The sequence below is a fragment of the Desertivirga brevis genome (genome assembly GCF_017355835.1).
In genome coordinates, this window is sequence record NZ_JAFEWF010000013.1 from 40,682 (window position 1) to 52,870 (window position 12,189).

The following is a 12,189-nucleotide window of genomic DNA, read 5'->3' on the forward strand; positions in this document are numbered from 1 at the left end:
GATTTCAATTCCAAACCAGACAAGTTCCAGATTTTGTTATTTTTGTCCCGATCAATCCCAATCTTGAAAGCATAAAGCACAGGAAACTTTAAAAAACCAATAAATTGTCTATTCCAAAGTTCATTTTTCAGACATTTAAGACAAATAAGTTACCCTTCATAACCCGTTGGCATATAAAGAGGTTCAGAAAAAAGAACCCGGAATATAATTATGAGTTTTATGACGACCAGCGGATTGAGGATTTTTTCAAAGCAGAGTATTCTGAGGAAGTTTTTAAAGCCTATCAAAAATTAAATATAGGAGCAGCTAAGGCCGATTTTTTCAGGTATGCTATTCTCTACAAAAAAGGCGGTGTTTATTTGGATATAGATAGTGGAATTTCAGGCCGCCTTTCTGATTTCATTAGCTCTCAGGACAAGGCTATTATAACCTTAGAAGGAGACCCAAACTTATTTGCACAGTACGCATTAGTTTATGAAGCAGGGCATCCTTTTCTTAAAAGAACAATTGAGCTTGTTGTTGAGAACATCTACCTGAATAAGTTCCCAAATGATGTTCATGCAATGACTGGCCCTACAGTATACACAAAAGCAATTAAACAATGCCTTGAGGAAGATCCAAATATCCCTCATAGAGTTTTTGGAACAGACTATAATGGACACTTGAAGGTAAAGTACCGGTTTGGCAAATTCTTTTTATACAAACGAGGTGATCATTGGAAAAAGCAACAACTGGTAACCCCGGTAATCAAAAAAGACTTACAATAATGAATGCTGAAATAACGATAAGCGGTTTTTCTTATGTCCGTAACGGGATAGAAATGGGTTATCCTTTTTTAGAAGCGATCCAGTCAGTCCTTCCCATCTGCGATGAATTCATAGCAGTGGTCGGTGATTCAAGGGATGGTACCCGGGAAGCCATTCTGGCGTTAAATTCTCCTAAGATTAAAATAGTAGATACCGTTTGGGATATGAATCTGCGTACCGGAGGGAAAATATTTGCTCAACAGGCTAATGCCGGAGTAGATGCCATTACTGGGAAATGGGGATTTCACATTCAGGCTGATGAGGTTATTCATGAAGAGGACCTATATAAGATCAAAGACGCAGTTTATAAATATGATCAAGATCCCGAAGTGGAGGGTTTTTTGTTCCCTTTCATGAATTTCTGGGGCGGATATAATTATATAAGGACTTCAAGAAAAGTTCACCGTAATGAGATAAGAGTATTCAGGAATGATAAAGTAATACTTGCTTATCGTGATTCTCAAGGATTCAGAGTTTACACAAGCAGGAAGGCATACGAAAACGGAGAAAAAGGACGTAAGCTTAACGTTGTTAAAGTAAATATCCCGGTTTTTCATTATAGTTATGTAAGGCCGCCAAAGCTTATGACAAAAAAGGGAGAGGTTTTTCATAGTTTTTACGACCCTAGTCTTGTTGTAGACGATGCAGAGAAGAAGGAGTTCAAATACGAGAGTATCGATAAGCTAGAAGAATTCAAAGGCAAGCATCCTAAGTTGATGGAAAAATGGGTTAAAGGACAAGATTGGACCTTCGTCTATGATAAAAAGAAAACTACAATGCCCTTCAAATATAGAGTACTTCATTTTATAGAAGATCTGACAGGCTATCGTTTTTTTGAATATAAAAACTATAGACTGTTAAATAAGTAGGCTTACAGCTTTTAATTAAAAAACAATTAGAGCTGAAGCTTTTTTAAAGAAGAAACCGTATTAGATAAAATTGCAAGTAACAAATTGATTAGGCATATACTAATAAGCAGAACAGACGCAATTGGGGATGTAGTACTTACGTTGCCCTTATGTGGCTTAATAAAAAAATATCTTCCCGATGCCAAAATCTCTTTTTTAGGAAATTCTTATACAAAAGAACTGATTACTGCCTGCACTTATGTTGACAACTTTGTCAATTTTAGCGATTGGGCAAATGATGAAATTGCCAAGCAACAATTAAAAGACCTTAGCATTGACGCGATAATTCATGTTTTTCCAAAAAAACGCGTTGCAGCTTTAGCCTCAAATGTCAATATTCCAGTTCGCATTGGTACCAGAAATCGTGTTTATCATTGGCTATACTGCAACAATTTAATAAAGCTTAGTAGAAAAAAATCGGATTTACACGAAGCTCAATTAAATATCAAACTTTTAAAAGGCCTGAAATTAGATATAAATCCTGGCTTAACAGAAATACCAACATATTATGGACTTAAACCAGAATTGATTCTTGATAGAGGAATAGAAGGCCTTTTGGGTAACGATAAGTTCAATCTGGTAATCCATCCGAAATCCTCGGGAAGTGCTAAAGAATGGTCTTTAGAACATTACGCAGAACTTATAAAATCTCTTGACCCTACACGTTATCGAATTTTCATTTCTGGTTCTGAGAAAGAAAAGGACATTTTAGGTCACTGGATTCAAAGCTTAGAAGACCGTGTGATAAATTTGACCGGAAGATTTTCATTAGCCCAACTATTAAGCTTTATAAGCAAAGCTGACGGTTTAGTAGCTGCTAGTACAGGACCTGTCCATCTTGCTGCTGCTGCGGGCATACATGCTTTAGGCTTATATCCTAATTCGTCATCAATTAATGCCCAAAGATGGAGACCTATAGGTGTAAAAGCAACATATATTCAGGCAGAAGGAGGAGATATAGACACCATAAATCCCGCAACTGTATTAGATAAAATTAAACATTGGCAAAAATGATAAAGAGACCAGCAAATGTCTTGGTTACATTAGATTCAATGAAAAACCCTAATACAGGTTTATTTTATTTCGGTTATAGTCTGTCTCAAGCACTATTAAATCACGAAAATGCGTATAACGTTATCTTGAACTTTTATCTTCCCAAAAAAGGAACCCCATTATTTGATGGAAAACCCTACACAATAAAGCATAATGAATTCTATAAATATTACTTCCCTCAGCGAAATAAATTTGACCTAGTCCATTTTACGGATCAAATTTGCAGACTGAAACCAACGAGAGTTTCTGGGAAAAAAGTTATTACTATTCATGACTTAAATGTATTGTACGAGAACAACGAACTCTCTCCTGCTCATGTTAAATATTTAAAACGCCTAGGCGATTATATTAGTGAATGCGATAGGATCGTTGCTATATCAAAATTTGTTGCAAAAGATATCCTTCGACATTTTCCTCAAGCTCAAAACAAGCTGGAAGTCGTTTATAATGGAGCAGACCAACTTACTATAACTCCAAATCACACCCCTGATTATCAGCCTTCAAAACCATTCATATTTAGTATCGGCGAGCTGCTGGCAAAAAAAAATTTTCATGTGCTGCCTGCATTACTACAAGATAATGATTATGAGCTTGTAATATCGGGAAATCGTCACCCTTTGGGTTACGAAAATAAGATATTGGAAGCAGCGCGAGAGCTAGGATTCGAAAATCGGGTTAAATTAACTGGCCCTGTTAGTGATATAGATAAAGCCTGGTATTACTATAATTGCCTGGCTTTTGCCTTTCCATCGATTGCAGAAGGCTTTGGACTGCCTATTATTGAAGCGATGCATTTCGGAAAACCTGTTTTTCTTTCAACACATACCGCTGTGCCCGAGATAGGCGGCGACGCTGCTTTTTACTTCCAGGACTTCTCCCCGCAGCACATGCAACAAGTTTTCAAGGAGGGTTTAGAAAAATTTATATCTGACCCCAGCCTTAGAAAGAAAGCTAAGCAAAGAGCAACTGAATTTACGTGGGAAAAGACAGCACAAGCCTACTATAAAATTTACAAGGAATTACTGAATAATTAAAGGATACAACTAGCCCTTCCTATACAATTTCTTGAATTCTCTTATCTTATATCTTATCCAGACTATAAAGCCATAATGCTTAAAAACCAGCCTGGACATGTTTTTTTTCAGAAGCTGGTCAAAGTCTCGAGAAGAAATGCCCGTATGATTGTAGTTAGCAATCATATAGTCTTTATATATCCATTTAATGGATTTATCAGACCAGCACTCCATATTTAATATTGAATCAGCTGAAATTTTGTAATTTAAGTTATACCTGTGACTTTTGAATATTGAAGAAGAATAGAACATAGATTGGTGAGACATCCCAGTTTTAACCATTTTGTATGGCGTCATGAATCCAGAACATTTCATGCCTTTATATATAACATTGCCGTAATAGATGGAATGGGCTTCTTTTAGCTCTAAAGCCATATCCGAAAAACCATCAAGAAGTTCGTCATCCGCCCCTAAAAAAATAACCCAATTACCGGTTACTTCATCAATTGCTTTATTCATAGCATCATAAATTCCCCTATCTGGTTCACTTTTCCAACAGAATAAGCGATGAGAATTCGACTTTAAAATATCAACTGTTTGGTCTGTACTTGCTCCATCCTGAATGATGATCTCCACATTTGAATACCTTTGGGAATATATACTATTAAGACAGGATTGCAAAGTTGACGCCGCATTCCGGGTTACAATGATAATAGAGATTTTAGGAGCACTGATATTTGCAATAGTCATTTAAGCCTTTTTTATGGGTGATAAAAAGAAAACAAACATATTGATATATTTTGACTCAGAATGTCATCGAAATCCCGGGAAATCTTCGACTCCTAAGTATTGGTTAGGTCAAAAAATAAGAGCAATTTAAAGAACTACAATAGGAAACTTTACCTTTGCAGATTAAGCATATAAATGAAAACGTACTTTAGGTTATTATCCTTTGCTAGTCCGATTGGAAAGTTCGCTGTACCATATATTTTCACGACACTTCTACATGTTGTCTTCAATACCCTAAACCTTGCCCTCTTAGTTCCACTACTTACCTTCTTATTTGATACAACAAAGAAGGGGAAGATTTACGAACAGCCAGATAATTTCTGGGATATAATGGGAGCATTCAACTTCTATTCCCAAGAGATAAACAGGACCTACGGTACTTATGGAGCACTCCAATTTATTTGCATAATTATTGTTATTTCTGTTTTACTCAGCAACCTCTTCAAGTATTTCTCACAGAGAGTTATGGAGAATTTAAGAATTCATACGCTACTCAATATCAGGAAAACGGTGTTCGAAAACGTAATGAACATGCATCTTGGCTTTTTTAATAATGAAAGAAAAGGAGATATCTTGTCAAAGATAACTAACGATGTTCAGGTAGTTCAATTTACGGTTACAGGCACGTTGCAAGTGATCTTCAGAGAGCCCTTTCAACTTATCGCATATTTGATCGCCCTATTTGGCATCTCTTACAAACTAACTTTCGTTTCAATCCTGTTTATTCCCGTTTCCGCGATATTTATAGCAAGATTAGTAAAAAGTCTAAAAAATCAGGCTTTTGGATCTCAAGCATCGTTTGGAACAATGGTTAGTAATTTGGAGGAGGCACTTTCAGGAATAAAAATAATCAAAGCATTTAATGCCACCAGCTTTATTACCGAAAAGTTCAACAAGGAGAATGAAAACTTTTCTGAAATTGGCCGGCAGATGGCAAAAAGACAACAACTAGCATCTCCTATATCGGAATTCCTAGGAGTAGTAATGGTTGCTTTTATTTTGTTGTATGGAGGAAGCCTTGTCCTTAGTGGTAGTTCAGAGCTTACTGCGCCAGCTTTCATCGCATATATAGGTATATTTTCACAGCTTACACGACCCGCAAAAGCACTTTCAGATTCTTTTACAGGCATTAACCTTGGTTTAGCTGCGGGTGAACGTATTTTAGAGCTGGTTGACATGAGACCAGAAATACAAAATTCTCAAAACGCTAAGTCAGTTTCCGGCTTTGACTACGCAATTGAACTGGAGAACATCACTTTTGCATACGGAGAGAAAATAATTTTAAATGAGGTGTCGTTAACAATACCTAGAGGTAAAACAGTAGCATTAGTTGGCCCTTCAGGAGGCGGAAAATCGACATTAATGGATTTGATCCCCCGGTTTATTGAACCAAAGGAAGGTCGCATATTATTTGATGGAATAGATATTAAAGATATCGAAATGGACTCATTAAGAGCTCAAATGGGTTTTGTGAATCAGGAGTCAATTCTGTTTAACGATACGATTTTTAACAATATAGCCTTCGGTAAAACTACCGCAACTCAAGACCAGGTAGAAGCAGCCGCTAGAATAGCAAATGCACACGAGTTTATTCTCAAAACCGACGAAGGCTACTACACTAATATTGGGGATAGAGGTGTTAAGCTGTCGGGCGGTCAAAAACAGAGACTTAGCATTGCCCGAGCTGTGCTAAAAAACCCTCCTATAATGCTTCTAGACGAAGCTACTTCAGCCCTCGACACTGAATCAGAAAAACTGGTGCAAGATGCATTGAATAAACTGATGGCAAACCGTACCACGCTGGTGATTGCACATCGTCTTAGTACCATTCAAAATGCTGATATTATTGTCGTTCTTGACGCAGGAAGAATTGTTGAAAAGGGCACCCATTCTGAGTTGATGTCGCGAAATGGACTTTATAAACGTTTAATTGAAATGCAAACGTTTAGTGAGTAATGTCAAATATAGAGGTAAAAAAAAAGCTAGAAAACACCATAGAGGGACCTGGTCTCCCACTTATCTCGGTTATAACCGTTGTAAAAAATTCTGCATATTGTCTTGAAAGATGCATTCAATCTGTTGTTAATCAGGAGTACAAAAACATTGAACACGTAATTGTTGATGGTGAGAGCACCGATGGAACCGTTGAAATATTAAAGAAATATAACGAAAGTCTTGGTTATTGGATCAGCGAGAAGGACACTGGAATTTATAACGCAATGAATAAAGCAATTGAATTCACAAAAGGTAAATGGCTTATGTTCTTAGGTGCAGACGACTTCCTTCTCCCAGGATTTAGCGAGTTCGCATTACAATTAAAGAGTCCTCAAACTATCTACTACGGATGTTGCCTTTGGGGAAATCGGGTGTTAAATACAGAACCTTATACACAAAAATCTTTACCATTCGAATGTATTTGTCATCAAGGGATCTTGTACCCACGAAGTGTTTTCGAGAAGTACAGATATAATGAAAAATACACGGTAGCAGCAGATTATTACCTTAATATACAGTGCTGGACAGATAAAAGCTTCGGTAAATTCCACTGGCCTTTTCTCATTTCTAATTTTACCCAGGGAGGGTTTTCCGAATCTACATTAGACGAGGCCTTTGAGAATGACTTCGAAGATATTTTGAAAAAGTATCTAAAGACTAAGTACTATTTACGTTACCGGTTTAAAAAATTCAAAAAAAGATTAAAAAAAACAAAAGTGGATGATTAAGATTCAGTTTGACCATCAGCATTTTTCTAACCAGGTCTTTGGAGGAATTTCCCGCTATTTCGCTAACATCCAGGCAGCGTTGTCTGAATCTGATGAGTTTTCATTCGACAGAGGAATTTACTTTACTAAAAATTATTACTTAAAGGATGAGAAGTTCCCTTTGCCGAGAATTATTTCCCGGTATATGATAAAAAAATATTCTGACAGTCGTATTTATCGAAAAAACACACGGTATTCACTTAAGTGTATTCAAAAAAACAAATACGATTTATTTCACCCTACCTATTATGATCCATATTTTGTGGATCATGTTAAAGTCCCCGTTGTACTAACCGTCCATGATCTAATACATGAGAAATTTCCCTTATATTTTCCTTTAGATGACGAAACAACTCATCAAAAACGGCTTACAATAGAGCGAACAAATCATTTCATCGCAATTTCCGAGTCGACAAAACGGGATTTACAGGAATATTATCAGATACCGGAAGATCAGATAACTGTTATATATCACGGTTATAATCCTATCGATTTTTCTGGAAGAATTTCGAAGGACTACGGGAATTACATTCTCTTTGTTGGAGATAGAACTAGTTATAAAAACTTCCTCACATTTCTTCAGGCCGTAAAAGAGATTGTTGAGAACTATAGGGACATAGAAATAATTTGTGCAGGAGGTGAAGCCTTTCGAAGTGTTGAAAAGGAAGTAATTCATAGATTAGGACTTTCAGATCGAATAAGACAGTTTAAGGTTAATGACGCAGAGTTACATCAACTTTATAAACATGCATTAGTATATGTAAACCCCTCCCTATATGAGGGGTTTGGCCTTCCAATACTTGAAGCATTTGCAGCAAGCTGTCCCGTAGCTTTAAGCAATACCAGTTGTTTCAGAGAAGTTGGAGGTGATGCTGCTGTATACTTCGATCCCTACGAGCCGTCTTCAATTACAGAAGCCATTCAATCTATTCTATTTGACACAGCCGCTCGTCAAACTCTCACTAACAAAATGCCTGCGCAGTTGAGCCGATTTTCAATGAGTAGTTGCATGGAAAAGACTAAATTAGTTTATAAAAAAATATTAGATAAAAGCTAAGATGATCCACTTCGCTAAGTCTCCTGTATTATTTCTTATATTTAATCGACCTGAGCAAACTAAACTTGTTTTTGATCGGATTAGAGAGGCAAAACCAACAAAGCTTTACATTGCTGCTGACGGGCCCAGGCCCGAAAGGAATGAGTTAGATAGCTGTAAGGCAACGCGTGATATAGTAAAACATATAGATTGGCAATGTGAGGTTAAGACGCTTTTCAGGGAAGAAAACCTGGGGTGTAAAGAGGCGGTTTCAAGTGCTATAGATTGGTTCTTTCAAAATGAAGAAGAAGGTATAATTTTGGAAGACGACTGCTTGCCTTCAAATGATTTCTTCCGGTTTTGCGATACGCTTCTTGAGAAATACCGGTTTGATAGCAGAATTCGCCACATTTCCGGCTGTAATTTACAGCATGGGAGATTTCGTGGAGACCATACCTACTATTTCTCTAATATGACCCACGTCTGGGGTTGGGCCTCTTGGAGAAGAGTTTGGAAGGATTACGATAAGAACCTGTCTAATTATGAAGACCATGAAGTGTTTAGTCGTTTTATAGCGATTTTCCGGGAGCCACTTATCGCGGAAAGCTGGACGAACATTTTCAAGATGGTTAAAGCAGGAGAAATCGATACCTGGGATTACCAACTTACATTAATAAACTTTTTTAATCATAGCCTCTCAATTATTCCCAACTACAATCTTATAACCAATATTGGTTTCGGAGAAAATGCTACTCATACTTTTACTACTGATGACCCTAATGCCCGAATTCCTCTGTCTTCATTACCAGAGCAGATTTTAGATCCAAGATATTTTTTGCCTCAAATAGAGGCTGACTATTATACTCTAAATCTTGATTTCGATTTGGAAGCCCGAAAAGAGCGAATCTTGAAAGAAGCAGCAAAGAGGAAGGGTTGGATTAAGCGAGCCAAGTACAAGTTTAAAAAGTGGCGAAAAAGGAATAAGAAGACTGAACGAGACAAGATCGAGGATTTTTACCTACAAGTAAACCCTTCAATAAAAGATCTTAAGCTTACCTCCCAGCTTCCGAACGAATTACAACTACAACAAGAAATTGAGACCCATCGTAATGTCTCTTACTCTCAGGAGGGAGAAGATGCAGTTCTTGGACGCATTTTCGAATTCCAGCCTTCAGGCTTTTTTGTAGATATAGGTGCGCATCACCCACTTAGGTTTTCCAATACATACAAGTTTTATGAAAAAGGCTGGCGGGGTATTAATATCGATGCTATGCCAGGAAGTATGGACAGCTTTAAAAAGTTCAGACCAAGAGATATAAATCAGGAAATTCCTGTTTCTGATAAAGAAGAATCCATTCCATTTTATATTTTCAACGAGCCGGCTCTTAATACTTTCTCCAATTCTATGGCCGAGGAAAGAAATGGTAAAGAACATTACCGTATCGAACAAACGGTCGAATTAAAGACCAAAACATTAGAAAACATTTTAAATGAATACCTACCGGAGAATCAAGAAATCGACTTTTTATCAATAGATGCAGAAGGATTTGATGTTAATGTTATTAAGTCAAATAACTGGACGAAATACAGGCCCAAAATAGTTTTAATTGAAAATGAAGTCAACTTGAATAATGTTGATAAATCGAGTATTCATCAATTGATGATTCAGTACAACTATGAATTATATGCAAAGACCGTAAAGACGTACTTATACAAAGAAAAAAATTTCGAAATATAAATTAAAGAGGACCTACAGCTAAGCGATCTTATAGGCTTTAAAATAATTTTTATAGTATCCCTTTATAAAAAACTGTAAACTTCTTCCCAAGGACTTGGTAATCCACCTCAATGGAATTCTATCTTCATTAAATCTCTGAATGGGATTCACAATTTTGATCTCCCTTTCAGAGTTAACGAGTTCATTGATGTATCTTCTATAAATCAACTCAATTGTTTTGGGTGCCAGGAAATAATGTTCTGCAGTTAACCTGAAAGTATTTGCTTCTGCATACCGAAAATCGTGGAAATGATAAAAAATTAATTGAAAAACCGACCCTGTCTTAATTTCGTTCCCATAAATTTTCTCGCCCACCTCAGAAAATTCATATTGTTGAACATTCCAAGGCGCAACCCCACCTCCCAGGTGCTGGAGCTCATGTACCCCTTCGAACTTCTCCCTCCAGCAGTCTAAATACTTTTGGTCGCCAAACTTGCCATCCTCAACACGGTTATAACACCATTCTAAGCAAGCATCTCGCCACCAGTTTAGAACCCTAAGCCCTTCAGGAGTGCTTCTGAAACTGACAAATTGAACGCAATATTTTCCATTCTTAGATTGATCATGCTCCGGAGTAAAACGATGTTCAGTAATTAGAACGGAATTGGTTCCCATTTCGGCTAATAGCACTCGCGGATCTTCGAAGAATAAAAGATCAGCATCAAGATAGGTGCAATGATTTAAATTAAAGTTGTTTATACAATACAATATGGCAGAAGAAGTAGAAGTCCAGCAATACTCCCCTGCAGTGCGGGTAGGCTTTACTGTTAATAAATCTTTATCCTCGAAGTTCCTTAAGGGAATTATTGTTGCCTTGTCCAGTCTAAGTTTACAAAGTGTGTTATAACAGTCATCATCAAATGCAATAATATATAAATGAAATCGATTACAATGCTCGTTTAATGAATTGTACAACGCCAGGCCTCTTGACAAATAAACTGAATTGAAAAGGGTACAAAAATTAAGTAATTCATCATTAGACGAAAAATCTGCAAATTCTCTGCTCATCCTACTTGTCGCAATGTTTCTTGTCTAGACAACAGAAGTGAGAAAAAGTACTATAAGAATTATGTATTATCTTTACAAAATTGTTATTGTAAAAACTCCCACTTTGAATTTTAGATACGTGGCTTCTTATCAAACGGTTTCACCAGTCCTCTTTTTAATTTTTAACAGACCAGATACAACAGTAGCGGTATTTGAAAAGATAAAGGAAGCTAGACCTGAAAGGTTATATATAGCAGCAGATGGTCCAAGGTTGGAGAGACCTGGAGAGATTAAACTTTCTAAAGAGGCAAAGGCAATAGTCGAACAGGTAGACTGGCATTGCGAAATAAAAACCCTGTTCAGGGAAAAAAATTTAGGCTGCAAATATGCCGTGTCGTCAGCGATAGATTGGTTTTTTCAACACGAAGAAGAAGGGATTATATTAGAAGATGATTGTTTACCCTCCGCTGATTTTTTCCGGTTTTGCGATGAACTCCTGGAGAATTACAGGGATGATAACCGGGTTACTCAAATAACGGGCTGCAATGTTCAGCCTGGAAAAAGATGGGGTTCTGCCAGCTATTATTTCTCCAATAATATAGAAGTTTGGGGCTGGGCGAGCTGGAAACGAGTTTGGAAGAACTATGACGTCGAATTAAATAACTACAATGAAAAAGAGCTAGAACAGCATTTACAGGAAATCTATAAGAATAGAATTGTAACTCAAAAATTCATGGAGGCTTTTAACGAGTTAAAGGAAGGAAAAATTGACACCTGGGATTATCAACTTCGCTTCATAAATTTTTTTCAAAAAGGCTTGGTAGCTGTTCCGAATTTCAACCTCATAAGTAATATAGGTTTTCGCGCAGATGGTACTCACACAATTAATAGTGACCACATTTTTGCAAATATAAAAACAGAGCAACTTCCCGATATAATTACTCACCCTTCAACTTTCACAGCCTGCACTGAAGCTGATCTTCAAACCTTTTACGCAGATTTTAATATTAAGAAAATGAGTTGGCTAAGGAGATTTAGAAACCTTTTCAAATTTTAAA

The 12,189-nt window shown here is 36.8% G+C and carries 11 protein-coding genes; 9 read left to right on the plus strand and 2 right to left on the minus strand.

Annotation, left to right across the window (positions count from 1 at the left end):
• Nucleotides 1–104: 104 nt before the first annotated feature.
• The 4 genes from J4N25_RS24210 (at nt 105) to J4N25_RS24225 (ending at nt 3,801) form a co-directional block, all read left to right on the plus strand.
• Nucleotides 105–767, plus strand: a complete 663-nt coding sequence (locus J4N25_RS24210; protein WP_207424478.1) for a glycosyltransferase family 32 protein — start codon at nt 105–107, stop codon at nt 765–767.
• The gene (locus J4N25_RS24215; RefSeq protein ID WP_207424479.1) at nt 767–1,675 is read left to right on the plus strand and encodes a glycosyltransferase family protein; all 909 of its coding nucleotides are present in this window, start codon (nt 767–769) and stop codon (nt 1,673–1,675) included. The genes J4N25_RS24210 and J4N25_RS24215 overlap by 1 nt, the downstream gene beginning before the upstream one ends.
• 84 nt (nt 1,676–1,759) lie before the next feature.
• The gene (locus J4N25_RS24220) at nt 1,760–2,728 is read left to right on the plus strand and encodes a glycosyltransferase family 9 protein (RefSeq protein WP_207424480.1); all 969 of its coding nucleotides are present in this window, start codon (nt 1,760–1,762) and stop codon (nt 2,726–2,728) included.
• Complete coding sequence (locus J4N25_RS24225) at nt 2,725–3,801, plus strand: glycosyltransferase family 4 protein (protein WP_207424481.1); 1,077 nt, start codon at nt 2,725–2,727, stop codon at nt 3,799–3,801. The genes J4N25_RS24220 and J4N25_RS24225 overlap by 4 nt, the downstream gene beginning before the upstream one ends.
• Before the next feature lie 9 nt (nt 3,802–3,810).
• Here J4N25_RS24225 and J4N25_RS24230 read toward each other — a convergent pair whose 3' ends face one another.
• Nucleotides 3,811–4,530, minus strand: coding sequence for a glycosyltransferase family 2 protein (locus tag J4N25_RS24230; protein ID WP_207424482.1), 720 nt, complete (start codon nt 4,528–4,530; stop codon nt 3,811–3,813).
• A 174-nt stretch (nt 4,531–4,704) separates the two neighbouring features.
• On the opposite strand from J4N25_RS24230, the gene J4N25_RS24235 reads away from it, so the two are divergent.
• The 4 genes from J4N25_RS24235 to J4N25_RS24250 are packed head-to-tail and all read left to right on the plus strand — an operon-like array spanning nt 4,705 to nt 10,105.
• Nucleotides 4,705–6,525, plus strand: coding sequence for an ABC transporter ATP-binding protein (locus J4N25_RS24235; protein ID WP_207424483.1), 1,821 nt, complete (start codon nt 4,705–4,707; stop codon nt 6,523–6,525).
• The gene (locus J4N25_RS24240) at nt 6,525–7,292 is read left to right on the plus strand and encodes a glycosyltransferase family 2 protein (protein ID WP_207424484.1); all 768 of its coding nucleotides are present in this window, start codon (nt 6,525–6,527) and stop codon (nt 7,290–7,292) included. The genes J4N25_RS24235 and J4N25_RS24240 overlap by 1 nt, the downstream gene beginning before the upstream one ends.
• On the plus strand, nt 7,285–8,388 hold the full coding sequence (locus J4N25_RS24245) for a glycosyltransferase family 4 protein (RefSeq protein WP_207424485.1): 1,104 nt from the start codon (nt 7,285–7,287) through the stop codon (nt 8,386–8,388). The genes J4N25_RS24240 and J4N25_RS24245 overlap by 8 nt, the downstream gene beginning before the upstream one ends.
• Before the next feature lies 1 nt (nt 8,389).
• A complete protein-coding gene (locus J4N25_RS24250; protein ID WP_207424486.1) occupies nt 8,390–10,105 on the plus strand; it encodes an FkbM family methyltransferase in 1,716 nt (571 codons plus the stop codon).
• Between the two features lie 18 nt (nt 10,106–10,123).
• On the opposite strand, the gene J4N25_RS24255 is transcribed toward J4N25_RS24250, so the two are convergent.
• A complete protein-coding gene (locus J4N25_RS24255) occupies nt 10,124–11,152 on the minus strand; it encodes a glycosyl transferase (protein ID WP_207424487.1) in 1,029 nt (342 codons plus the stop codon).
• Between the two features lie 103 nt (nt 11,153–11,255).
• Here J4N25_RS24255 and J4N25_RS24260 point away from each other — a divergent pair, with 103 nt between their 5' ends.
• Nucleotides 11,256–12,188, plus strand: a complete 933-nt coding sequence (locus tag J4N25_RS24260; protein ID WP_207424488.1) for a nucleotide-diphospho-sugar transferase — start codon at nt 11,256–11,258, stop codon at nt 12,186–12,188.
• Nucleotide 12,189 lies beyond the last annotated feature (1 nt).

Excerpts from the sequence above, each read along its gene's own strand:
- J4N25_RS24215 (WP_207424479.1), top strand. The coding sequence starts at position 767 with ATGAATGCTGAAATAACGATAAGCGGTTTTTCTTATGTCCGTAACGGG.
- J4N25_RS24225 (WP_207424481.1), top strand. The coding sequence starts at position 2,725 with ATGATAAAGAGACCAGCAAATGTCTTGGTTACATTAGATTCAATGAAA.
- J4N25_RS24230 (WP_207424482.1), bottom strand. The coding sequence starts at position 4,530 with ATGACTATTGCAAATATCAGTGCTCCTAAAATCTCTATTATCATTGTA.
- J4N25_RS24235 (WP_207424483.1), top strand. The coding sequence starts at position 4,705 with ATGAAAACGTACTTTAGGTTATTATCCTTTGCTAGTCCGATTGGAAAG.
- J4N25_RS24240 (WP_207424484.1), top strand. The coding sequence starts at position 6,525 with ATGTCAAATATAGAGGTAAAAAAAAAGCTAGAAAACACCATAGAGGGA.
- J4N25_RS24245 (WP_207424485.1), top strand. The coding sequence starts at position 7,285 with ATGATTAAGATTCAGTTTGACCATCAGCATTTTTCTAACCAGGTCTTT.
- J4N25_RS24250 (WP_207424486.1), top strand. The coding sequence starts at position 8,390 with ATGATCCACTTCGCTAAGTCTCCTGTATTATTTCTTATATTTAATCGA.
- J4N25_RS24255 (WP_207424487.1), bottom strand. The coding sequence starts at position 11,152 with ATGAGCAGAGAATTTGCAGATTTTTCGTCTAATGATGAATTACTTAAT.